Source organism: Virgibacillus siamensis (assembly GCF_039522605.1).
In the GTDB taxonomy this organism is placed as follows: Bacteria; Bacillota; Bacilli; order Bacillales; family Amphibacillaceae; genus Lentibacillus; species Lentibacillus siamensis.
The window spans coordinates 535,458-558,411 of the sequence record NZ_BAAADS010000025.1; the positions used below are offsets into that span (position 1 = coordinate 535,458).

The following is a 22,954-nucleotide window of genomic DNA, read 5'->3' on the forward strand; positions in this document are numbered from 1 at the left end:
AGGTAAGGCATGGATTTTTATGTTCATTAACCTTATTACCCCATTTTCACCTATAAATAGAAATGGGTAAAAGGATATTTTATCTGCCCTTTTACCCCATTATTGAATTATTAATTCCAATTGATGCGCCGAAATGATTTTCTACAGCTTTTTTACTTTTCATACTTTCAAGTGCCATTTACTTGCTTATTAAGTATACATAGATGATTTTGTTTGTTCACTGATGGAATCTTCATTAATTAACTCATTATTTACCGGATGAATGTCCATTTGTTCTAGTTTATCCCACAAACTTTCCATGGCACTTTTACGATTAAAGTAAAATTCTCTTCCACGAATTCGCCAAAACTGCCAGCCCGCTCTTTCTAGTGACTCTTGTCTCAGCATATCTTCTTCAAATTTTTCCGGGCCATGCCATGCTTCTCCATCGCATTCGACGGCTAAGCGATTTCGTAATCCCTCAACTACAAGATCAATCCTATATTTTCCCACTTTTACTTGAGGAGTTACTTTATAGCCTTTTGCAAGTATCATACGAAGAGCATCGACTTCAAACGGTGAATCACATTTGCCCTCCAACTCCTCAACTTGCTCATTGATTCTTGAAGGATTTTTACAGTAACTTAGCAAACGATATCTTAAATCATCAGGATTTAAGTCCCCCACATCAACGGAATGATAAAGACGCATTTGATTCTTTGCTCGACTTGCAGCTACGTTTATCCTTTGTTTTTCACTATTTTTTGTTAATGCTCGGAAATTCCTTTCAGGTGCTACAACCATCGATAAAAATATGACATCTCTTTCATCCCCCTGTAATGTGTAGGGATCTCCACAGATGATTTTTCTCTCCACAAATTCTTCATCCCCGATTGCTTCTCTTATTTTCCCTTCAATATATGCGGCTTGCTTTTGACCTTGGAGAGCAATAACGCCAATTGTTTGACTATCATAAGTGGGGTTTTTGGTCATTGTTACAATATCTTCAACAATACGTCCAGCTTCTGGTATATTTATATCCTTTTCCTTGGCATCATTATAACCATCATCAATTTTAATAGCTTTTACAGGTGGATCCAGCTTTTCTTCTTCCAACGGTAGACGTAGTGGTATCATGTCTCCCCCATAACTCAAATCGTTAGAGAATTGAATAATTTCCGGCACACAACGGAAATGCTCACGAAGCATGAGTTTACCTTCTTTAGGAAATGTCTGCTCAGCGATTTCATATAAAGAGATATTCCCGTCAAATAAGTTTGCATTCGGTACGTCGGCCAAATAACGACGAACAAGCTCGTTAACCGCTTCAAATTTCGTTCCAATTGCTTGCGGGCTAATTTGCTCTTCATCTCCAACTACAATCATTTTCTTCCCACGAAGAAGCACATTTGCTGAGAACAAATCACACTGACTGCTTTCATCAAAAATAATTACATCGAACTTATCATTCATTACAGGAAAATTCTCCAATACCTGATTAATCGGCATAATCCAAACAGGAATGGCCCCCTGAGCTATTTTCATGGAGTCACGGGCACCTTTCAAATTTGTTTGTGCTGACTTTCCGCTACCTTTTCCGAAACGCTTAATATACGTTTTCCAGGATGATAAGGCACGTTTTTCTCGTTGCGTGACACGTTCCAACTGACTTTTCCATGTTGAAGCGGAGACAACATCATAAATTAATTTTCTCTGCTCCTGATGCTCATCTTCAAGTTTATCCTTCAGCCTGGCTACATTCACATCTTTGGTTTCATCCAACCAAGTTTGCAGCTTTTTTAATTCCAGAGCTTTTTGGTAATCGTCAATATACCCCCACTCCTTACCAACGGAGGATTCAATTGAAATGGCAGTAGTCGGAAATTTTTTCTGCAGCAAATCCAGCAAGTCATAAAACTCTGTTACAAGCTTTCTCACTTCTTCATATTGGAAAAGCTGTTCTGTCAATGCTTCCCACTGTTCTTGATTCTTTTGTTCCATTGCTTCAATAAATTGGTACATTATAGAATGCATATTCTGCTCTTCACAAAGGTGACGTAATTCGTTAATTTCCTTTTCCTGTTTGTTTTTCCAGTAATTCAATTTAATGTAATTTTCAACGACTTCCAATTCCATGTTTACTCTTTTCAATTCATCAAAATTGTAAGGATTTACATTTATTGAAACAAATGCGGGGAATTGATTTTCTAAAATACAGATCGCATCGACATATTCAATAATTTTTCTAATATCATCTAATACTTTTTCCGCTTCGTGTGGAAAACGAGCAGCTTTCACATCTAGTTGCTCGCCATTTGCTTCTCGCATGTTTCCATTTAAAATACGGGATGTCTCTTCTTTTTGTTTCTGATATTCAATATACTTTTCAAGAGGGTCTAAATCTTTGAGACATTCCACCGGTTTCCCATTTAAAATGTTATTTTCAAATAAATATTTTGTTGACTTTCCTTTTATTAGGAAAAACATAAAGTTTGGCTTTTTGCCTTTTTCAAAGTGTTCTTTAACTGTTTGGATATCAGTTTGAACATCCTTTAAATCCTTATCAGGAAGTCGAATATCATGTGTAATTAAATCATTATAAAGGCTAAATAGATGCTGAATATTTTTCTGTTGTTCTTCAATTAATTTTCTCCATCTCTCTTCCCGAATACCACCTGCCCTTAGTTCTTCTACTATCACTGTAGAAAATTCCTCAACTATAAGAGGTTTATAAGACAAAATATCAAAAATCTTATCTCGAATAGCCTGAACTACATCATGGTCTTTTGGAAGTTGGTAGGATTGAATAATTTGCTGACCTTCATCCTCATATTCATTTAAACCCTCTTCTTTTTGCATTAGTTCCTTAAAAGAATGCACATTCCGAATTTCAGTATCTAATACTGGCAAGCGCTTATCTCTTAATAAAAGGTCTTTTTTATTCAACTGATTACGAAGATCCCATAAACGAGTCCATTGAGCATCAGTTAACGGAAATTCAGTTTCCATTGCAACATCATCTTTTATCCATTTGTAGTCAACTTCGGCCTGCGCCAGTTCCTTTGCTATATCATACTTATACCGTTTTTCTCCTTTATAAATTAATGGAGTACCTTCCTTTTCGGTATATCTTTTTAGCTCACCTTTTAATCTAGCTTCTTCACGCTTGCTTACATCAAGGGATTCAAGGTTGCGATTAATTCTTTTGTCAAGAGATTCGGTATCCAATTCTCCTAATTTTTCACCAAGGGTACGTATAGAACTTTCAATTTCTTTCATTGATTCTCTACCGCCACCTAAAACTGGTACACACAAATCACGAATTGCATCAGGAATTTTATCCTTTAATACTTTCAGGGCATTTTCTTTTTGAGAAGTAATTAAAATCCTCTTTCCCTGCGAAAGAAAATGAGAGACTAAATTAGCAATTGTATGTGTTTTACCTGTGCCGGGCGGACCCTGAACAGTGACTCCATAACTACGGTCTATTCGACGTACAATTTCTTTTTGTTGCTCATTGGCTGGCAATGGAAAATATAGATGATTCTTAGGTAACGGTGAAAAGGAATCTTTTTCAGCAGTAAATTCTGCTTCATCCCTCTCTTCTTCAAAAATTGAAGTGACAGCTTCTGTTAACTCAATGGTACCTGTTTCAAGCCCTTCAATTATCTGTTTTAAATCCTCACGAAGCACGCGAACCTTTTTACTACGGAGAGAAAATATGGGATAATCAAAAATGGAAGGCTTCCTACTAACAGAAAGTTTGCTTCCTTTATTCTCCACAAAGGAACCATCTGGGTGAATTAAAGAGGCATATTGATGAAATAAGTATGACATATCATCCAGAATATCCATGGATTTTAGTTCTTCCACTATTTCATCCAGTTTCTGTTTATTTGGAAGATCAACGTTCGTGAGCATTTCCCTTTCGACTTTCACATTCTCCTCTGATTGTTTGGCAATGATAAGGCCTTTCTGGGGAATTAGCTCAAGTTCCAGTTTACTTGTAACGAGCGGATGACGGATAGTTCCAATTTTTTTATCAGAATGTTGCCATGTCAAAATGCCACGACCAAATATGAGTTCCAACGTATCCCCTTCTCGTTCAAAACGTGAAACTAACTGAAAGAACTCATTGTATAATTTCGATACATATCTTTTCAGCTTTAGATTATCCGCCCAATCCTGCCACTCTGACTTCCACTTATTATAAAGGTTACGCCTAACTTGATCATCCTCAAATAATATATTTTTTTCTTCACCGTATTCGTTTTTCTCCGCTTTTTCAACATAGAAAGTTGGTTCCAAATCTTCTCGCTTGTATGTACTTTTTATCCAGTTTACTATTTCATCCGGAGGTTGTGGAGCCCTTTCCTCCTCTTCAGTGATAATGGGCTTTTTTATTTCCAAAAAATTCTCTTCTTCATTACATTGAGAGAGAACATTACATCCTTCTAATTCTTCCAAGTCAGTTATTGCCCAGGTCATTTCATTTTTTTTATAATCCCGGTCAACTTTCCCTACCAGGTTATTAAGCTCCAATAAATAATTAAAAAACCGGGCAGCTTTTTCTTCTTGTATTTTACTCATAGTTGACACCTCATTTACACTTATCTTTGCATCTTCTATTGAATTTTTGTTACAATAATTACAATTGTATTACAAAGTGGATATATAAGCAAAATCAACCCATTCTAATAAATCAATAAATAATGATCTTATAGTGTAAATATCCACATTATTTCAGTTTCACATTAGCACAGCATTCCAGTTTGGAAGATACTTACATAATCGGGTGATACGGCTTTACATGGAGAGGTGGGCATGGTAGGCTATTTTCCTTGTGAAATCGGCGTTTTCCCGTTTCGCCTTTCACTACAACCCATGCCCACAGAGGCTCCATGTCAAGCCACAAACGGGATAATTGTAAATAAATGGTCGGGAATTTGCAAATTGCACCAGATTTTGGCTGAGATAAGGTGAAAATATCCGTCTTAATTTGAAAAAAATCACCCGTTTTCGGCTGGAATAGTGTGCCGCTTTACACTTATAGTTCAGTTTGTATAATAATTCAATGTTTTATATTATCAGATGCTGTACATTAACCATTTTATAGAAAAACATGTGCAAGAAATTGTTGAGGTGTATTTTTATTAAAAAACTAGTAAGAACCTGGTTGGATAATCACGTAAATTTTAGTCAAATAACATTTCAATTTGCCCTTTATCCATACAAATTCCTCTGCATTTTCTCACATTTCCTCTATCACATTAATTTCATTTCTTCTTCAACCAAACAATCTCTCACCACATAAACATACAACATATCCAACACATCTTGTAAGTCTTCCAATTCCCGATCACTCAACATATAACCAGGATCTGAAGTAAGTAATATATACCTTTCTTCTCCATTAAACCTTTCACTAGAAAAGTCTATCAATCCGAGATTGTCATATTGTTTTACATTTAACCTGCCATTTGCTTTTTCATATTGAACGATCGTCTCATAATAATCTGAAGCAAGCACCTGTTGACTATATCCTATGGGATCCACTTCTAATGAGATCATTTTCTTTGGAGGCTTGATTGATACGTTTTTTTGGCGGTTAATTAAATTCAAACGTTCTTCTTTCTTCTGATCTAAATCAATCAATTTAGCGTTCATCTGATTTATCGGAGCACTATTTCTATTATCAGTATTTTCTTGTTGATAACTCTCAAGCTTATCTAATGTATCCCTATATTGCTGATTAAATGATTTCTCTAGAAATGTGTGCATTTTATTTAACTGCTTTTCCCTGTTTGATAATACCGCATGCCTGACTGATATCGACTGTTTCATGATTTCACTGCCACATTGATTAGCTGAGGTATTTTCAACTTTTAAATCTTCTTGTGCAAATTCATGTAGGAAAATCCAATTCGGATTTAATATTAAAATGTCTCCGGATTCACGTTTGGCCAAATGTACAAGACGTCTTTCTAGCTCCTTACCTGTTCCATCTGTAATTGTAATTTCATAAAGTTCCACATGTAGTTTTTCCGGTACATTAACCGAGACAATATAATGCTGTCAGGCTCTACCTTCTATTTCCTTTTTCATTAACTGAAGTCCAACATGGAATAAGGGGTGTATATCTGTTATTAACGGTACATCCTCTGATTCAGCGTTTACCGAGTTGGTAAAACGATAGCTTTGTATTTGTTCGTCGTGTGAATCAGGCATATTGTCACGAATAAACTTAGGCAATCGCTCAATTCGCATGATTGTTTCATCTTTAGACTTTTGTATTCGTACACGTTTCTTTTCAAGCACAAAGGAGGTGAAATCAGCGTAGAAGCGTTTTGGGATACGTTCCACAAACCATTCATTTGTTTGCCGTTTTAACTTTGGCAAATCAATCTTTTCTTCCGTCAGACGCTCTTCCTCAACTAGGTTTAGTAACCTTTCGTTCTCATCTGACAATGTCTTATCCATATTAGCAATAACTTCTTCAAGTTTTTCACGATTTACAATGGCCTCTTGCATTAAATTAGCCAAACTATCATATTGATCCTCTAGCACTTCACCAATAAAATCATATACTAAGTCAGATCCTAAGTCTGTTCTCATTTTTTCCATTTTCTCAAGCAAACGGACCATTACACTACCTTCACGTGTATTTTTGGCTACTAAATTAAAGATAAACACTTCATTTTTTTGCCCTATTCGGTGGATTCTTCCCATTCGCTGTTCAAGCCTATTTGGGTTCCATGGTATATCATAATTAATCATTTGATTACAGAATTGTAAATTTATTGATTCACCACCAGCATCTGTAGCCAACATAATCTGACACTCGTTTCTAAACATCTCAACTTGCTGATGACGCTTATTCATTGAGAATCCACCGATGATTTTAGCCACTTTTGGTACCCGTTTTAATAATTGTTCTTCCAAATAATTAAGGGTGTCTACTGATTCTGTAAAAATAATGATCTTTTCATTTTGTTGTAGTAGTAAACCGCCTTCGCCGAATAACGTTTCTTCCAATTCTTCAAACTTTTTCTCAACTGTATAAAATTTAATGTGCTCTATTTGTTTAATAAGTCCCTTAATCGCTAGAATTTCTTTCTTCAATTCCTTCATATCAACAACATCCGTAGACTGCACTAACTGAGCATCCAATTTTTCTTGTAGTTCATTACCCTCTTCTAAATAATTTTCCGTATCTAATTTCCTTACTTTATTCACATATCTTTTTCTTTCTTTCTCTGTTTGTTTATATAATTTAACTAGACGTTTATATCTCCTGCGCAGAGATAGATAAATGGCTTCAATCGATGAACTTGATCTTCGTTGTAATAACATCATTGCAAATGCTGTACTTTGACTACCATTGTTAATCGCTCGATTAAAGTAATGACGTACGTACTCTGTAACAGCATCGTATAATTCCAGTTCCTCATCTGTTAGTTGGAATTGGATGGTCTTGGATGTACGTTTAGGGAAAATTGGCGTACCATCAAAATTGCTAAGGTTTTCTTTTAGGCGCCGAATAATAAAAGGGTTTGCTTTTTCTTGAATACTTTCATTTATTATCGTACTTGAGAATACGTCTTCATCTATTAACTTCATCAAATGGCGGAAATTTTCCGTATCCCCTTTATGTGGAGTTGCTGTTAATAATAAGCAATGTTCAGCTTTCCTCAAGATTGATTCACCTAGCTGATAAAGCTTGGTACGAAATACTTTCTTTTTAGCCGTTCCTTGTGTGTATGCAGCCATCTTATGTGCTTCATCAATGATAACTAAATCAAAATCAGATTCTTGTATTAATGCTTTGACATCATCACGTATAGCCCAATACATTGAAGCAAGACAAAGGGAATTTGCTGTAAATGGATTTTTGCCACCATATTCCTTAACAACATTCCGATTTATGATATGAAAATGCAAACCGAATTTTTGATCTAATTCTTCTTGCCATTGTTTAAGCACCAACGGTGGAACAAGTATCAGAATTCGATTGGCCATTAGACGTGCTTGCAGCTCTTTTATAAGCATCCCGGCCATGATCGTTTTACCTGCACCGGGATCATCTGCCAATAAGAATCTTGGTTGTGGCACTTGAAGCATTCTTCCATATACTGCTTCGATTTGGTGTGGTAATGGTATTATATTTTGATTTCCTAATGCTTTTGTATGGGAAAATTTTGCTTCATTTTTTAGTAATAAGTATTGAATATATTTCTGTACATCCTCAGCCTGGATACCGGATTTCTCTTTATTATTCATCTGTTGGAATTCATTTATTTTTTTACTTTCCACCATCACTTCATAAAATTTACTTGATTCTTGACCAATCGCTTCAACCACGTAGAAGTCTTCCGCTATTGATTCACACTTTTTTATTTCAACAGCTTCTGGAAAATATGTGCTCGAAACAATATCCCCTTTAGCCAACATATCTGTTACCTCCATCGTAAAATGCCTTATTTAGGGTTGAATAAGGCTTTTAGATTGTATTTTTTTCAATTACTAAATCCTTAACACCTTGACGATGGAAAGAAAATACTTCATAATCCTGTAACCCTACAACATCTAGTTCATAATCGAACGGAAAAAATAATGGATGATGATGAATAAATTCAACTTGAAGTGAATCGCTATCTAATAATTTTAATAAAACCTGAGCAATGAATGCATGTATAAACGGGTTCGTGATAGAAATTTTTTCATTTGCCTTATAGGTACGTCTGTCAATTGGTTGAATCATTTCCCATGCCTTCATGCTTGATAACACTGCACTCGTTGCTACTTCTACACGACGGCGATCCCCATACGCTTCTTTCATTCGTTTCCCAATCGCTGCACTAGAAATTTCATCTTGTAATTGAAATAGGCGACCAAATTCATTGGCAACATCCTTAAAAAACGGATAAGCAACCATGGTTAGTCCCCAATGAACACATGTCCGTTCCTCTTTTGTTAACTGGCTATACTGGTCAAGAATTTGATCACGAACTTGCAACAAATCATTATCAACTAAATACCAAATTTTCATCAACATCGTAATCGCATTCTTTCTTGATTTAGCACCTGTTATGTCGTCACGTAAATAGCCGTCCAAGATTGTATACATTTTTTTACGTGTGTTCTTTTTGGTTTGATTTGCTGTAAAATCTAAATGCTTTAACAACACTTTTTGATCAAATCCGACTGGTTTACTCACCCAATCCACTTCCTTTATTTTTTTGTACCCTAACAAAAGGTACAATCACTTCTTCAATACTAATACCACCATGTGTAACGATCGAATGATTTTTTGGAACAAAGGCTTGACCATAATCTGCAAGTAACACATTATAATCGTCTGGTAATCCAACATTCGACCATTTTAATCCGGATAACTTAGATACTGCATCTTCATACAGCGTGGTATCATTATAAACTCGTACACGCTCCCCTTTTTGATCAACAAGGACACCTTCTGAAATGCGACCAATCCCTGTTGCATTTGTATTCCCATGGTCTGAAGTAAGATAGACAGTATAACCATTATCGATTAAGTCATCAAGAAGATTCACAAGATAGTTTGTTTCTAACCATAACTTAAGATCAGAGGTGATGCTTTTCTCTCCTAACACAGCATGGTGGGTAAATTGATCAATCACATCAATTACTGCTCCATACACCTTTGTCGACTTTCTAGCCAAAGCCTTTATATTTTTCCGGTCATATTTCTCTTTTCCTAGACTTTTCTGATAAGCAACATACTGTTTTAATACACCTTGATTTTCCCAGAAGGATTTCCATAGTTTTTCTTCTGAAGCGGTTGTATGAATGGTTTGACTAAACGTTAATGGTATGTTCCCAGACAATATGGCTTGTCTTGATACAGAAGTTAATGTCGGAACCCATGCAAATACTTGCTGTTCTTCAAACAAAAATTGGTATCCTCTTAAGTATTTTTGTACCATTTTCCACTGCGAATAATTCATACCGTCAAGAACTAATAATGCTACTTTTTCACTATTCTTTCTCTCTTTATCAATCACATGTGGGATATGATGCACAAGCTTTGGTTTCGGGTATGGTGGTAAACTTGTTAACGTATGAAACTGAGTGATCATCCATTTCATAAATTTTTTATTAACAGTTTCCATCAGGTTGTCAATATCCACTTTATGGTGGTCATTCAAAATAGCAGTTAGCTTCAATTCTCCAATCAGACCACTAATTTCTTGCCAATCTTTATAAAGAGTAGCGTTCTGCACATATTCATCAATCTTCTCCCTTAAATGATGCGATTTCACCTCTACATCTTCTTCATTTTCATCCTTTTCAATTCCGAATCGCATCCAATTTGGGATAAATTCCGATGACACTTTCACCTTGGAAAGAAAACCTTCCATAAATAAATCATTCATCAATCGTCTTACATCTCCATCCAATAACGGATGACTCTGATAAACTTCAATAGTATCCTTTATTTGTGTTTGTTGAACTTGTATGAATTCTTTAACGAACTCAGCCCATTTTTGTTCCATAAAGTGATAAAAAAACGTTGGGGATTCAACGATTTTTTCCAAGGGAACTTTGTGATAAGCAGGTATGTGCTTCCATTCATGAACAAGAAAGTTCTGAACTACCAGGGGTAAATCAATATTATTATAATGTATGGATAACAAAGACTTGTATAAATCTACCTGTGAATCCATCACATCATACGGGATTTTATATAGGTGTTTAATGATATATTCCAACGTTTCTTGGTCTGAAGATGAGCCTGTATACTGTTTATGAACAGTGTACAGGGCATCAAAATCTTCCCGATTGATTTGTCGAATAACTTGTGCAGAAAACTTTGGAAAAATATGTTGTAAATCCATTTCTACCTCTAATGCTTGTTTTTGAAATTCATAAGGAAATACAATATCCTCATTTGTATAGATAACAAGCTGTGGTGAAGAAGAATTCAAACGATATTGTTGCTCGTACAAGTAGCGGAACGTCATACTATCATCAAACCGAATTATATCAAAACCATGACTTCCAAGTTTACGTAATATATATTCATCACTTAGTAAATAATCGTAATCATGGACCAAAATCAATTTGGTTTGTTGATACTGTATTTTTCCAATTATTGCTTCACGCCATCCAAGCATTTTATCACCTTCTATAACCCTAAGCGTATACATGCATTATCAAAATACATGAGCAACTTATCATCCTCTTGAATAATTTTCTCTGGCAGACGTTCTCCTACCTTTACAATCTTTTCAAAATCCTTATCACCGTAAGCCTTCTTGAATCCAGCACGAACAGCTTCTGTACGGAATTGTTTCAATTTCTTTTTATTTCCTTCTAATTGTTCAAGGTAACCTTCAAACTCACGTAAGAGTGATTTTTCACGTAATTTTTCTAAATCCGCTTGTTTGGTCGGATCAGGCACATACCAACGATTTTTGGCTTTTTCAATCGCCTTTTGATCAATCGACTCTAAACCTCTTAAATCCTTATAATTTCTCCGCAAATAAGCCATTATTTGGTCTGGGACCGATCCATCTCCTTCATAAACCAAGAAATTCTGGTACAATAATTCGTCCAATTCAGGCAGTAATTCATGTTTGGCTATATGTTGAATTTCCTTCATGAAGGTTGGCTGAATATCCTGACGGGTTTGCGGCTTCTTCATAAATTGTTGACGAATCCATTCAATAGCACTACTTTCGTCAGAAACAAAGAGGCTCATTTGTGCAAAATCTTTTATTAGAGTCCTTTTTTTGTCATATTCTGCTACCTGATTTTCTAAAAAGGCCATACCCTCTCTCATAGGAAACTTCTCAGATACCATTGCTTGGAATTCAGATGAAGAAACAGGAACCGGCAACCCTCTTTGTACATAATAAGCCACCATTCTATCGAATAAAACTCTTGGAGTACGCTCTACTATTAATTCAGCCTGTTTATTTTTCCCAATAAAAACTGGTAATTGTTCAAGATGTTCACTAACAAAAATCAAGATAGATTCAGGGCGATTCCTTTCTATATAAATTTTATTTAATAATTCGGTATCTGGCTTATAAACCGAAATAATTAAGTCCTGTTTCACTGCGGTTGTTCCAGTAATTGCCTTAAAACCACCTTGTTTTTTATCAAGGGCAGCGACGTTAGCAACAATAAAACCTGCTTCAGTTAATGCAGTTTGAATACTATTCCATACCGATGCATTAGTATTAGAAAACTCAACAGTCATCCACCTATTAGGCTTTAAGATCCTAAAAGCCTCACGAAAACATGCCAACATTAGTTCCTTATATTCCTCAATCCCTTTACCCTGAGTTTTATTCTCAATTGCTTCTCGTTTATTATTAGTCCAAACTCTTAACCATGATTCCCATAAAAAATTTAGCTCTGAATAATTTATATTGGAACCGAATGGAGGATCTAAAAATATATAATCAACACTGTTGTCTACCATGCTTTGACTTTCTGCAGATGAAGTATTAATAATAACTTCACCATAATTTTTTTGATAGGAAAAAATAGATTTATAAGCTCTAGCCCTGTCTTTTACTAATTCAATAATTGAAGTTTCAATAGGTAGTGAGGAAACATATAAGGTTCCTTTTTGTTCACCTGGATTCCAACCACCACCACCGAAGAAAAAGTTTTTGAGATGTATTCTATTCATTTTGGATGCACGATTTGATATTCCCGTTAAAATAAAGTTTAAATCAGGGTCTTCCTTACAAAGCGAAGATAACATTGAAAGAGCAAGCAAATTCCTTTTTGTATAAAAATGATGAATTCGATTTATACCATGCGATATACCAGGTTGGTTAGTATTAAAACCATCCGGTAACAAATTATTAGGATATTGAAAATCCATTAATTCATCTTCAATTTTTTTTAGAATTTCAAGATCATTTTCATCAGGATTTTTTTGGTATCGCTTTTTTTTATATGTATAGCTAATAAGTACAGGAACCTGTTTTACTTTTTTAAAAGGTTTAAGCGTACTTACATCCAACTCAGTCTCCCATTTCTTCTCTAATTTTCTTTTAGTTACAATTGAACTGCACGTGGGGCAAAAGAATTCATCCAAGGCCTTTCCCGCTTCTTTACTTACAGCACTGTTCCAATATATAATGTCATTACTACAGTTTGGGCATATAAAGACATCGGACCAAACTACCGAATTAATTGTTCCCATACCCTCGTTATTATGTTTAGTTTGGTACATCCAACCATATTTTTTTTCTAATTCATCTACAATTTCTTTTAGTTTTCTTTCAAAAGTTAGGTAATTTATAGGTGCATTATAATTTCTAGATATAAAGGTAGCAGCAGGAGCTAAATCACTAAGAACAGCTTTTCTTTTCCCAACAGTTGAAAATTCTTCCCAATCGTACTTTCCATCTTCTAATTCGATCTTTTTTAAAACTTTACCATTTTGAACTTTGTATCCTAAAGATTCAACTTCCTCTTTTTTGTTACAAAATTGTGCAGCTACCCCTGTCATACCCGTACCACTAAAACCATCAAAAACAATATCTCCAGGTTGTGTGTAATGTAAAATAAAGTGCATAATAGCTTTATGAGGAACTTTAGTATGATATGTATGTGCCCGATAAATAGAATTACTTTTACCCTCTCTAACATCAGAAGCAAATGGTTCACGGTGGTATTTAGTTATTTTTTTTTCCTTAATCCCCTCCCAATGTTTAATAAATTCATTTACCCAAGGATTAGGACATGCAGTATAATAAGGAGGATCCGACATAGCAATAATATCTTCATCTTCCCCAATAGGGAATCCTTCTATTTTTTTCAACTCCGGCAATTTCATTCTCAATTCATTCCGAAAATATTCACGTCGTTCATCATCATTTCTAAAAGTCATACCTAAGCAGACAACAGGCTCGTTTTCTGCATTAGATTTTTCTTCTTCAAATGAAAGTTGTTCCTTCTCATTTGCCATAATATGTTCCTCCTACTATTTTTTAACCGTTAACCGCACACGTTCTTGGTCATTGTTACCAACAAGTGCTCGTAGTAGCTTGTCTAAGTTTTCTCGTGCTTCTTTTACGGTAATTGGATTTCCATCACCGAACATTTTCTTTAACTGCTCTAGCTCTACTTGTTCTTGGTGTATACCTTTAAGCACTTTATTAATAGCATTAATAAGTTTGATTGGTATTGGAAAAGTGAACACTTGCTTATTAATGAAATTATTTACTAACTGTTCTTCTTCTTCCTCCAGCAAATTAATGCTTTCCTTAACAGCTGGATCGTTAAAGTTCGTTAATAATGTTTCGGTCCAGGTGTCTAATAGCCCTTGTAATTCTTCTTCAAGCTCAGATAATGACAACTTCTGTTTTAATTGCTCTTCTCTTGGGTTAAAGTGACACTCTGGACATTCCGGTGAATGTTGCAATTTATCTGCAGTTAGATGATAACAAACGTTCAATGTTTTTACTTTATCTTGCCATTCCTTAAAAACTTCATTTGGTAATAATTCAATTTTTGTAGCTAATAAGTTTAAAGCATCAAAACGTTCATCCTGTAATAATTGTGATTTCTTTTTGCTTTCCGTTGCATTCAAGCGCATTTGTTGATGTAATGACAAATAATAATCAATATAAATCCTTTTCAGTCGGGCTAACTCTTGAATCTCATTTGTACAATCTTCATCGTTTTTTAATGCAATGCTTAAATTATCCAATGCAACACTTACTTCATCAATCCAGTCATTGCTTGGAGAAACGACAAATTTTGCTTTGACAAGATAGTCTGCCACTTTTGTATATTCATTAATTTTCTTTTGCAGATTTTCTAATGTAACTAAAAGATCAAGATTTTCTTTTTCCTGATTAATACGATCCAGACCAAACTTTAGGTTCATCATTTTCGCACGCGTATTATAAACCTGTAATCCCTGCAAGAATTCATTCAGACTAGAAAGTTTTTTCTCTTTTTCTTTAATCTCTTCTGGTGTAAACAGTGGTCCATCCCATACTTGAAACTTAGTCCCTATGTTAGCCAACATCTCCACTGTTTGACTTGTTGCTTTTTTCGCTCCAGCAACAATTTGTTTGATGGCAAAATCGACCTTCTCTTGATTTGAAAAGTCAATTTTAATGGTATCAAATAAATCCATTAATGCTTGTACTTCGCGTACAGGCAATCCAGTTGGCTTTTTGATATGGCTAAAATAAGTTATATCCTGAATAGGTAGTCGAACAAATTCATTAAAATTCATAGCCTCATACTGTGTGCCATCGATCGTAACAACAATTTGACCATCCTGAATAAGCGCACCAAGAATTACAACAAGTAATTCAGGCTCCATTGCAAACTTTTGTGTTCGTCGTTGATCAGGCGTTCCTTGGGAAGTATTAATTACTTCAATCAATTCATTCTGATTCAATACTTGACCATTTTCCTTGCTATCAAGCAAATCTGTTACCCATTTCGCATATCCTGAATTTTTTGTTGTCGGATTTCCCTGTTGATCAACTAGAAGTAACCCATCAAGAACCGCTTTACCTTGATTCGTCATCTTACCATTTAAATAATTCAGCGCATCTTTTACATACGTATCCATATTTTTTCTGGTTAAAAAGGAGCTATCTAGCTTACGGAAAGAAGGATATTCATCATATTTCACTTCAAACCATTGTGATAGTAAATCTTGTGCAACGGAATCAACAAGTTCAACTAATGTATCAGGGTTACTTGGTAAAAACATTCCGTGTTCTAATACACCGGCCTTATTTCCTTTATAAACAATTTCATATGCATCAACGAAATTTTCTTTAATCCATTTGACAAGCTTCTTTTTATATTCATCCATTTTTGGTTTATACAACTGTTTATTAGTGGTTGTATCACCATACATTTCACCTGCTCCACCATATAAACGCAACAATTGAATGAACGAATCATTCTTTTTCTTAAGTCGGAAGAATACTTCATCTTCTTTCTGTTCATCTTTAAACTTTGGCTCTTCAAATGGTTGAAGCATATAAATATAGAAGTCCCTTTCTGGCTGTGCAGTTGACCGCTCATTCGGTGCGCCAAAAAACAAATACCCTTCACGTTTTACACGTCGGTCCATCCACGGAATTTCGTGAAGCCAAATTTTGTATCCAAATACATAAGCAGACGTTTCTGAGACTTCTGTTGCTTGTTTCAACACTTCGAAGTAATAGCTATCCAATTGATTATCCGATAACCCTTCTCCGCGTTTTTGGATTAATTCATCGACGGGAATAGATTCATCTATATTGATGTAATATTGGCCATTGTCATTATTTAAAGAAATAAATTGAAAACTTGCCGCATTTCGTAAGTCTTTCATTGCCGCTTCGATTGTTGTCTGCAGAAATTCAGCAGCATCGTCTTCAAAATCAAGCAATGTTGGTAAACTCAAGAATAGTTTGTCTCGAAGTGTGTCAGAATTTAATCCTATAGGTGTCTTCAAATCCTCTGTCGTTAAACGAAAGACTGCCAAAGCATTCACCATCTGTGTAGCGATTGATTTATACTGTCGCTTCACACCGGATTGAATCGTTCCTTTTAACGTTTCAACTTTATCCATTATCGCTTTTACACGATCATCTGAACGTAGGGCGGAATCCTCTTCAATGTATGTCCAATATCGATCAAACGAGATCAATCCCGTTGCATCTTCTGGCACTTCTTCAGATAGCAACTTATTAATTTCACCTGTAATTGTCGAGAGTGCTACCCGCTTTTCACCAATATGAACCTTCTCAAACATTTCTAAGTAAGCAGGGTGAATCGGAAATAAGTTTACAAATGTTTCCATATCCTCTGTTAGGCCGCTGTATAACTTTTTAAATTTACTTAAGTGCTCACGAATCAATGCTTTCTGCTCATCATTTTTCTTCAACAGACGTTCAGAAACAACAAAAGCAATATCTTCACGAACAATGCGTGTCTCTTTAAAACGCTCTTTAACACGACGCAAAGAATCCGCTACGAAATTAAACCTTTGATTTTCAAACAACATTTCCTGCACACCGGAAACAAAGCGAAAACGAGTGCTATTACACACTTCTCCAATTTCGCGTAAAAAGCCTAAATCAAGCGTTAATTCCTGTTCATTTCTTCCACGTAAATAGTCAAGAAGCTCATCTATAACAAGTAATAGGCCTTTATCCGGATATTGTTCATGAAATAATTCCATCATTTCAAACAACATGTCTTTATTATTTGTCACTTGATCAGCTGAGGGAAAAGAGTATTCAAGGCCCATATTCGCTAACCCTTTTTCCAATTGACGACAAATTATTTCGCGCAAAGGCATGGTCACAGCACCAAATTCTGCACGAATCACTTGGAATTTACCTTCTATTTCTTTTGCTTTTTCAGCCACCTGTTCATGACGCAAATGTTTACTTGCACCAGGCTGTTCAGCAATTGTAGAAACCACACTCATTAAATGGGATTTACCAGAGCCATAATTCCCGACAATCAACAACCCTTTGTTATCAACCATACGATCAAATTGAAGATTTTCCATTATATCATTAATTAATTTATCGGCCATATTGTCTGAAATCACATACGTGTTTAATAATGAAATTGCGCGATCTTTATCATCTGCTTCCCGTAGCTTAACAACGGATTCAACAGGATCAAATGAGATTAACTCATCATAACGTAGCATGTCACTTCCCTCATTTCAATTATTTTAGAAAGACTTTCCCTTCAAATTCATTGCAAGTAAAATATTCGGGATGACCATATTCAGCATAAACCAATCGGCCATCTTCATATTTACCTGGCCACTCCACAATAAGCTTATAGTTCTTACTAATATTTTCTAGTAAACGAACGGGATGTACCTGAAGTACAGGATCAAAAAGGATATCTATATGTTGGAGTAAATATGTTTGATTTGTATCAATAATTACATTCTGAAGTATGTCCTCAACATGTAATGGATAATTTTTTTGCGATATATGAATCAATTCCTCACTTAACACAAGATTCACGTTTATCTTCTCAAAACTATCAGTGATTGGTATGTTTGAATCAAATTGATAGTTTCTATTACATAAAAAAATTAGTTTGTGCCATCGTCTTCCCAATTGTTGAATTTCATTCTTTACACTGGATACACTCACGTGACAACACCCTTTTTCTTTTAATTATTTCATTTTCAGTGGTTCGTCTAATATCGTCTTTGTTTAACAATTGTTGATAAAACAATTCTATCATTAACCTCAGAGAAATTTAAGGTTGCAATTGCTTCCAATTGACCTGAAAAATAAACCAAAAAAGCCGCCTCCAAAAATAATTTCATACATTATCTTACAACAAAACAAATACAAAAATATGTATACCTCTAAATATAATGGTAAACCTGTAAATCTTTATCAGTATTAAACTCATGTCAAACTCTTCACCACTATGGTAAGATAATCAACAGAAAGGAGTATTCCCATGAAAAAAACAGTAAAAGTAGTCGCAGCTATTATCGAAAATGAAAACAATGAAATACTCTGCGCCCTCCGCTCCCCAGAAATGTCAATCCCTAACATGTGGGAGTTTCCTGGTGGAAAAGTAGAAGAAGGTGAAGACTTACATACCGCATTAGAACGTGAAATCACAGAAGAGTTCGCATGTACAATCAAAGCATCTGAAATATTTAATGAAAATGTTCATGAGTATAATGCCTTCATTATCAATCTTATAGCCCTTAAAGCTAAACTCATAGATGGTGAACCAAACCTAAGTGAACATTCCAAATTTATTTGGCTAAAGAGAGAAAACCTACAATCACTAGTTTGGGCACCTGCCGACGTCCCGGCAGTGGAACAGCTTGTTACAGAGGTATAGACTTCTTCAAATGGAAGAAGCCTATACTTTTTCTGTTAGTTCCGTATACAATTGTTGTGGCAGCGTATGTTCCAGCTCTAATTGTACTTCAATCGGTCTCTCCCCTTGCCAAGAGATCGTGTTTCCTTTTCCGATGTAAATATATGGCTCAACTGTATTCTTTTCAATCTCTTTATATTTTCGAACAAAAAGGTGAAGGTTAATTCCTCTTTCCTGATTGTAAATAATGTTCCTGCCTCTTTCTGAACTTGGCGCTGTACTGTTCGAAGTCTCCCACTGGAAATGGTTTCGGTCAACGATCTTATCATTGTAATTAATGCTTTCCTTTATGTCTGCTTCTTTATGAAGGTCGATATAAAGAAAATAATCATCACCGTTTGCAAGTAACCCTGAACCCCGGAATGCACTATGACTCTTTCGGTAATTTGACATCAATGCTGCATCCATCATCTGATACTGCTCATATAATTTAAAGTGTGGTACACCAAAATATTCTTCACCAAACTCCCGTTCATAGCGAAACAAACCATACTCAATAACATCGTGTAAATATCTCTTATAAGTTGGGTTTTTCAAAAGCTGGTCAAACGAATCGGATCTGCCAAGACGCTTACCGTTTAAATTTGTGAGCTTAGGTGTTCTCTTTTTCTGTGTGTCATCAAAAAAGTTCTGATTCAGGAATTCCATGGCGTGATAAACACTATCTTCATCCACGTTTTTTACCCATTTCAGTATCTCTTGTTCAGCCTCGTCAATTGTGACAGCTGGCTGTTCAAACAAGTAGTTCAATATAACAAAATCATAGATTCGCTTTAGTGGCAGCATGCTGGATAACCATTTCAATCCTTTTTCAAATGTTTCGTTTGCCAGTAATTGTTGTAGCTGCTGATCTTTCTCCACTTTTGCGACAAAGTTTAAGTAAGATTTTTCTTTATCAATAAACCTCACTGGATCAGGTGCCCCATCGAACTTATAGAAATCCATCAACAAGTCAGGAACCCTACCGTTGTTCATTTTTTTGAATTCGAAATACTCCTCTTTTAAATATTTCATCGAAGTGAACTTCTCTTGATCAATTTGTGCCAAAATACGTTCTTGAGATATTTTATCCATTTGAATATGCGTGGCACCAGGTAAGTGAGCAAAACCTGTAGATATAGCCACTTTTAGGCTTTCCTTATCATAATAACGACTACCATTAAGTGCAATTGCTATTAAAAATGTCTTTGTATGATTCCCTATAAAATCGAGTACCGTTAAAAAGGATTTGTCTTGATATTTTCTTAACCCACGACCCAACTGTTGAATAAAAACAATTGGCGAACTAGTAGGTCGAAGCATTAATACTGTATTGACTGATGGTATATCGACACCCTCGTTAAAAATATCAACCGTAAAAATAACTTGTAATTCATAACAATCATCTTCTAGTTCAGCTATTCGAGCTTGTCTAACTGGCACATCGTCCTCACCTGATAGATAAGAACTTGAAATGCCACGCTTATTAAACTCCTCTGCCATATAGCGCGCATGTTCTCTACTAGCACAGAATCCTAGACATTTACGTTTCTTCCCATCATGTCCATAAAACTTCATCTTCTCAATAACAAAGTCAACACGTTCATTGACCTTGAGACGCTTTGTAATTTCATCCAAATCATCGACAGAAACGTCGCTAAGATCAATCTCATCTATATCCGTGATACCGAAATAATGGAATGGAACAACAATGTCATCTTCTAGCGCATCATGAAGCCGCACTTCAAGTGCAACATTAAAATCGAATATCTCAAAGATCGAGCGACTATCTCCACGCTCGGGTGTTGCCGTCATTCCTAACATAAAACCAGGCTCAAAATAGTCAATAACATGCTGATATGTATCAGCGGTGGCATGGTGAGCTTCATCATAAATAATATAATCAAATTTAGCCGGATCAAGTTGGTGATAATATCGTGAAAGCGTCTGGATTGTCGCAAAAATATAATCTGCTTCAAAATCTTTCTTTGTCCCTGTTAGCATGCCGAACGTTATATTTCTGTTAGGAAGAAGCTTTTCGTAAGTTTCCTTTGCTTTGGTCAGGATCTCTTCACGATGAACGATAAAAAGTAGTTTTTTTGGTTTCAAATGCTGTACATCGAACGCAGACATATACGTTTTCCCGGTTCCTGTTGCTGCAATGACCAGTGCTTTTTTCTCTCCCAAAGTTCGAAGTCGCTCTAAATTTTCCATTGCCTTTTTTTGCATGGAATTCGGTACAATATATTCGGCTTTCTCATAGATCAAAGATTTAGATGAAGTCACACGATTGATATTCTGAATAAATTGTTTGTAGTCCTGCAAAAATGCGTCATCAACTACTGAACTTCTTTCCCATAAATCCTCGAACTCCAATATCACTTGCTGGATAAAAGTTTCATCATGCTTAGAAATAATTTCAACATTCCATTCCACATTACTTTTTAATGCAGATTGAGTAATATTGGATGAGCCAATCATCACTTTAAAATAATCATCATATTCGAATATGTATGCCTTCGTATGAAACCCAACATTTCGTTCAGTTAAAAAGATCTTTAAATCTAAATTTTTAAACTCTCGTAGCCTATCCAAAGCCTTTGGTTCTGTAAAATTCAAATATGTTGAAGTAATTATTTGCCCTTCTACTCCCCTTTGTTTTGCTTCCTTAATTGCATCCAAAAGAAGCTGGAGACCGCTGAAATTTACAAATGCTACACTAAAATAGAATCGATTGCACGTTTCTAAGGACGACGTTAATTCTTTAAGAAGGTTAGTCTGTTCTGAATTTACGATTAAATTTTTTTCATCATGCATTAATAGTCCCCCAGTAAATCCATTTTACCAAATATTAGTGAATAGATGAATAGCCTCATAAATTTGTTCAGATAGTTATATAAATACCTTCTTTTTACTATAATCGAATCTACTCTTAATAAAGTAGCAAATATTCTTTAACTTTTTTTCACGCAAAATGTCACCTTTTTCATTTTACAATCGATTATAATAATACAATACCCCTAATCGTTTAACTCAAATTCCAGCCGCAAAAACACTTAAGATGGCATACCTCAGTGAACATGATAGTCTGATATCTTTTTCCAATAATCATTTTTATGAAAATAAATTGGTCACTTTCCTGTCAATCAATGATATTCACTCAAGGGTTTCGTTTAAAAATGTTGTCGGTGTCTATGATCGTGGAAGAACCAAACAGAACAAGGTGGAAGCTAAGGCTATCATCAACGATAGTTTTTCCGGATTGGGTAATCCTGAAAAACGGCTTGAAATTATTAGTGTCGTTATAGTCAGAACCAACAATCATTTAACCGCGTGCTGCAAATCATGCAAATTGCCCTTCGTTTGCCAAAATCCGATCTGATCCGAGAAATAACCAAACATCTCGGATACAACTGAACCAGCAGTAAATCCGAAAAATATGTACAGGAAGCGATTGATCTTAATGTTGATAAAGGGCTGATTTCTGAAGATGACGACGAGAATATTGAAATAAAACAGTGATCGTGTTGGATCCTTTAACTTTGGGTTTAAGGCTCTTTGTTTGGTTGGAAGGCTGTACATTTCCATGTATGGCTTATCAGAAATTTGGCAGTAAGCACTTTCTGTTTTATTATTACAACAATTGATGTATAATAAAAATAAATAGGAAGTATATTAATAATGACCGACTGGTGCTGATACACCAATCGGCCACGAGTGCAATAGCCCTTCAAGGGATTCACATTGGGGAAGTAATCCACCCAAATGCTTATCAGGCTTGCAGGGTGGTTACTTCTTTTCTGACAGAATTGCAACGAAGCGTCGCGAACGCAATCATTGATTAATGATTCGTAAACTGTCATAGACATCACCCCCCTTTCTATAAAAGAGAGTAAGCCACCATCCATGAAAGCCTTATTACACTGAATCTATAATATCATAAGGATAGGATACTGTATCACCAATTATTTCAAGTGAACAATGAACCAATCCAAGTTTTTCGTTTTTTTATAATTTGGCATTAAAACAATCCACACTCTTAACCTTAGATAATACTCCTCCTTATAAAGAGCACGATACTTCAATCAGT

General features: G+C 35.3%; 10 protein-coding genes. 1 reads left to right on the plus strand and 9 read right to left on the minus strand.

What is annotated here, in order from left to right:
- Positions 1-189 precede the first annotated feature (189 nt).
- From ABD010_RS17830 to brxF, 8 genes are all read right to left on the minus strand, one after another.
- Positions 190-4,569, minus strand: a complete 4,380-nt coding sequence (locus tag ABD010_RS17830) for an AAA domain-containing protein (protein ID WP_343816201.1) — start codon at positions 4,567-4,569, stop codon at positions 190-192.
- A gap of 675 nt (positions 4,570-5,244) precedes the next feature.
- Positions 5,245-6,012, minus strand: coding sequence for a hypothetical protein (locus tag ABD010_RS17835; RefSeq protein WP_343816204.1), 768 nt, complete (start codon positions 6,010-6,012; stop codon positions 5,245-5,247).
- Between the two features lie 42 nt (positions 6,013-6,054).
- Positions 6,055-8,430 carry a DEAD/DEAH box helicase gene (locus tag ABD010_RS17840; protein WP_343816207.1) on the minus strand — a complete coding sequence of 792 codons (2,376 nt, stop codon included), beginning with the start codon at positions 8,428-8,430 and terminating at the stop codon, positions 6,055-6,057.
- Positions 8,431-8,479: 49 nt separating this feature from the next.
- Complete coding sequence (locus ABD010_RS17845) at positions 8,480-9,196, minus strand: hypothetical protein (protein ID WP_343816210.1); 717 nt, start codon at positions 9,194-9,196, stop codon at positions 8,480-8,482.
- On the minus strand, positions 9,189-11,135 hold the full coding sequence (pglZ, locus tag ABD010_RS17850; RefSeq protein ID WP_343816213.1) for a BREX-3 system phosphatase PglZ: 1,947 nt from the start codon (positions 11,133-11,135) through the stop codon (positions 9,189-9,191). Before pglZ ends, ABD010_RS17845 begins: the two co-directional genes overlap by 8 nt.
- Before the next feature lie 11 nt (positions 11,136-11,146).
- On the minus strand, positions 11,147-13,954 hold the full coding sequence (locus tag ABD010_RS17855) for a DNA methyltransferase (protein ID WP_343816216.1): 2,808 nt from the start codon (positions 13,952-13,954) through the stop codon (positions 11,147-11,149).
- 15 nt (positions 13,955-13,969) lie between these two features.
- Entirely contained in the window at positions 13,970-17,671 is a 3,702-nt protein-coding gene (locus ABD010_RS17860; RefSeq protein ID WP_343816219.1) for a DUF6079 family protein, read from the minus strand.
- Between the two features lie 19 nt (positions 17,672-17,690).
- Complete coding sequence (gene brxF / locus ABD010_RS17865) at positions 17,691-18,131, minus strand: BREX-3 system P-loop-containing protein BrxF (RefSeq protein ID WP_343816222.1); 441 nt, start codon at positions 18,129-18,131, stop codon at positions 17,691-17,693.
- A gap of 319 nt (positions 18,132-18,450) precedes the next feature.
- On the opposite strand from brxF, the gene ABD010_RS17870 reads away from it, so the two are divergent.
- Complete coding sequence (locus ABD010_RS17870; protein ID WP_343816225.1) at positions 18,451-18,846, plus strand: (deoxy)nucleoside triphosphate pyrophosphohydrolase; 396 nt, start codon at positions 18,451-18,453, stop codon at positions 18,844-18,846.
- Positions 18,847-18,867: 21 nt separating this feature from the next.
- On the opposite strand, the gene ABD010_RS17875 is transcribed toward ABD010_RS17870, so the two are convergent.
- Positions 18,868-21,681, minus strand: coding sequence for a DEAD/DEAH box helicase (locus ABD010_RS17875; protein ID WP_343816227.1), 2,814 nt, complete (start codon positions 21,679-21,681; stop codon positions 18,868-18,870).
- Positions 21,682-22,954: the final 1,273 nt, after the last annotated feature.

What these genes read in the sequence shown, in the direction of transcription:
- ABD010_RS17830 (WP_343816201.1), bottom strand. Translation starts at nt 4,569, where the DNA reads ATGAGTAAAATACAAGAAGAAAAAGCTGCCCGGTTTTTTAATTATTTA.
- ABD010_RS17840 (WP_343816207.1), bottom strand. Translation starts at nt 8,430, where the DNA reads ATGTTGGCTAAAGGGGATATTGTTTCGAGCACATATTTTCCAGAAGCT.
- pglZ (WP_343816213.1), bottom strand. Translation starts at nt 11,135, where the DNA reads ATGCTTGGATGGCGTGAAGCAATAATTGGAAAAATACAGTATCAACAA.
- ABD010_RS17855 (WP_343816216.1), bottom strand. Translation starts at nt 13,954, where the DNA reads ATGGCAAATGAGAAGGAACAACTTTCATTTGAAGAAGAAAAATCTAAT.
- ABD010_RS17860 (WP_343816219.1), bottom strand. Translation starts at nt 17,671, where the DNA reads ATGCTACGTTATGATGAGTTAATCTCATTTGATCCTGTTGAATCCGTT.
- ABD010_RS17870 (WP_343816225.1), top strand. Translation starts at nt 18,451, where the DNA reads ATGAAAAAAACAGTAAAAGTAGTCGCAGCTATTATCGAAAATGAAAAC.
- ABD010_RS17875 (WP_343816227.1), bottom strand. Translation starts at nt 21,681, where the DNA reads ATGCATGATGAAAAAAATTTAATCGTAAATTCAGAACAGACTAACCTT.